This window comes from Terriglobus sp. YAF25, assembly GCF_052113305.1.
Taxonomy (GTDB): domain Bacteria; phylum Acidobacteriota; class Terriglobia; order Terriglobales; family Acidobacteriaceae; genus Terriglobus.
This window is the reverse complement of sequence record NZ_JBFRCY010000669.1, coordinates 1-2,576: the sequence shown is the minus strand read 5'-3', so window position 1 is coordinate 2,576 and position 2,576 is coordinate 1. Positions and strand designations below refer to the sequence as shown.

At 56.4% G+C, this 2,576-nt stretch carries 1 protein-coding gene; it reads left to right on the top strand.

Annotated features, from left to right (window positions below; all coding sequences use genetic code 11):
• Positions 1 to 2,576: fibronectin type III domain-containing protein (locus tag AB4043_RS22100; RefSeq protein ID WP_442308109.1), on the top strand; the 2,576-nt coding region annotated here is incomplete at both ends.

The window sequence follows — 2,576 nt, the reverse complement described above, 5'->3', positions numbered from 1 at the left end:
CCTATACTCTGTCCTTTCAGGGACAGGCAACGCTGGCAAATGTATCCGGTGCACCGGTACTCACCTTCGCCAACCAGACGTATAACTCTTCCACGAACACCACCACGGTTAACGTAACCCTTCCCGGCGGCGCGACCTATTCCAATGGGGCGGCGCTTATGGAGATCAGCTTCACAAATACGCAACTGACGCCTACCAGCGGAACCAACACGGGTATTGCCTCTTTGCAGGCGATTCGGCCGGGCTTCACCCTCACTCAAGCTTCCTCTGAGGTTTTCGATCCCGCGTTTGTGAGCGCATTTGCGCCATTCGGCTACCTGCGGTTCATGGGGTGGGTGGGGACGAATACCACTCCCGGATACTATGGCGACACCGGCCATCATCTACTCCCCTGGTCTTCGCGTAGTCTGCCTACCGACTTCTATCAGGGAGTCGGTGTGAACATCTCCACGAATACGAACGTGAAGCCGGGCGCCTGGGGCGTTTCGTGGGAGTATGTGATCCTTCTGGCCAATGCCACCAACAAGGATATCTGGATTAATATCCCGGTCAGTGCAACGGGCGGCACCGATTCTCTCGATCCCACCTATGTCGCATCGCCCGAAACCTCCAGTTATATTTACAACCTTGCCTACCTGCTCAAGAACGGTAATGCTTTTACCGGTAATGTAGGTCTCAACCCCGGTCTGCACGTCTATATCGAGCACAGCAACGAGGTGTGGAATCCAAGCTTCCTGCAGTACACCTGGAACTTGCTGGCAGCCGAAGATGAAGTGGGTAAGGGCGGTTCTGTCCTTAATAATGATGGCGATACCAGCCAGCTTCACTGGGCATACCGGCGTCACCTCAAACGGCTTTACGAGATCGGACAGATCTTCCAATCGGTCTTCGGTACAGGTTCGTTGAACACGACCATACGTCCCGTCTATGCGTGGTGGCAACTGGATGAGGGATCGAACTCGAATGCGGCTAAAGCCCTTGCCTGGTTCAACACGACATATGGGCCGCCATCGAACTATTTCTACGCGATGGCGCAGGGCGACTATTTCAATGCAACAAACTACGCCAACGACACCACGATTCCTCAAGTACTGGCGGATATGACCTCCTCCAGCAACGCAAGCGCTCAATATGTGACGGCGGCCAAGACCACCGCTTCACAATATGGCTTGCAACTATTTGCGTATGAGGGCGGTCCGGCGAACAACAACAGTGGGTCCAACTCAACGACAAATCTCGGAGTGCAGATCCTGGCTAACCGCGACACCGGCATGGATACGCTGGTGCAGGGTCATATTCGCAACAACTGGTTCGGCAATGGCGGAAACATGTTTGGCTACTTCGGACTTTCATCTGCGTACAGTCGTTACGGTGACTGGGGAGCCACTGACGACTACAGAAACCTGAGTACAGCAAAGTACAACGCGCTGGTGAATCTGACCGGATATGAGCCCAATGGCGTTCCATTTGAGCCGGGGAATCTGGTCGCTGCCGCCAGCGATGGACTGGTGGGGCTGAGCTGGGAGCCGGTACCGGGTGCGTCCAGTTATATCGTGTCGCGTGGTACGGCGTCGGGTGGCGAGACAACCTTGAGCACCGTCTCCTCAAACACGTATTCCGACTTCGGAGTGAACAACGGAACGACTTATTACTACAAAGTCCGGGCGATGAACGCTTCCGGCGTCAGCGGACCTTCAAATGAGGTGAGCGCAACTCCCATCGCTTCGCCGCCTTCGGCATCCACATTGACGGCAACCGCAGGCAACTCTCAAGTCGCTCTTACCTGGACGACCGCGCAACGAGCGGCTTCCTACAACATCTACGAGGGCACTACATCCGGTGGTGAGAGTGCAACACCGATCGCTACAGGCATAACCGGAACCGCCTACTCCGTAACCGGACTCACCAACGGAACGGCGTACTACTTCGAAGTGGTAGGTGTAAACGCGCAGGGAACCGGTACGATTTCCAATGAAGCTGCGGCCACACCTGCGGGATCTCCGCCAGCTCCTACGGGCTTGACCGCTGTTGCCAGCAATGGGCAGGCAGTGCTCACGTGGACCGCGTCAACAGGGGCCACTTCTTATAAGGTTTACGAGGGCACTACCGCCGGCGGCGAGAGTGCGACTCCCATTGCCACTGGAATCACTGCTGCTACCTACACGGTGACCGGGCTGACCGACAGCGCTCAGTACTTCTTTACCGTGGCAGCGGTCAATGCGGCTGGAACCAGCGGCTATTCGAATGAAGCTGCCGCCACACCTTCTCTGGGTACGCTGCTGGCCTACGAACCTTTTGGAGAAGCGAATGGAGCGCTGAACGGAGCCAGCGGCGGCGGGGATAGTGGTTGGGCGAGAGGCTGGGCAGAACAGAATGGCTCGACTGTTGTACCTGGCTATAACGTAGCGTCGACAACTCCGCTGACCTATCTGAACCTGCAGACAAGTGGGAACTATAGCGTCGGTGGATATGCCTACGAGCGTGCAGGAAGAGCTTTGGATGTGACCACCTCTGGCCCGCTTGCTTCTTACCTCTCCAGCGGCCTCATCGGGGCTTCTGGAAAGACCCTCTGGATC